Origin of the sequence: Streptomyces sp. PKU-EA00015 (genome assembly GCF_013387495.1) — a bacterium.
In the GTDB taxonomy this organism is placed as follows: domain Bacteria; phylum Actinomycetota; class Actinomycetes; order Streptomycetales; family Streptomycetaceae; genus Streptomyces.
In genome coordinates this window covers 1-392 of the sequence record NZ_JABZEE010000150.1, presented here as the reverse complement: position 1 = coordinate 392, position 392 = coordinate 1, and the positions used below count along the sequence as shown (strand labels likewise).

Here is a 392-nt window from a genome sequence, read left to right as displayed (position 1 = left end):
CCGAACGCACCACGAACCGCGGCCGACCGTCACGCGGCCCCCTCGGCCTCGATGTGTCGGACGGCCCGCTCTGAAGCCCGGTGTCGGTGCTGCCCTGCGGAAGCCGCGGGCGGGCCTCGCCTGTGTCGCTGCCGCTCGGCGTCGGCGTGCTGGTCTGGATGCTGTCGCCCTGGTTGTTGAACGCGACGCTGCTGCCCAGGCCCAGGAAGTTGCCCGTGACGTTGTACCAGCTCTTGTCGGCCGGCAGCAGACCCCGCACCGGGCTGTCCTGCGCCAACTGCGCTGCGAACTGTGCCTTGTAGGCGTTGTAGACCTTGGCCGTGTACCGCGGTTCCCACGCCGCATCCTTACGCCGGTCGTTGGTGAGCGCGATCGTGGCCAGATCCATGAGA

Annotated in this window: 1 protein-coding gene; it reads right to left on the bottom strand. The window is 69.1% G+C overall.

All coding sequences use genetic code 11. The features are described from left to right. The coding region (locus HW130_RS35300; RefSeq protein WP_177153838.1) for a hypothetical protein at positions 1 to 392 on the bottom strand (392 nt) is incomplete at both ends.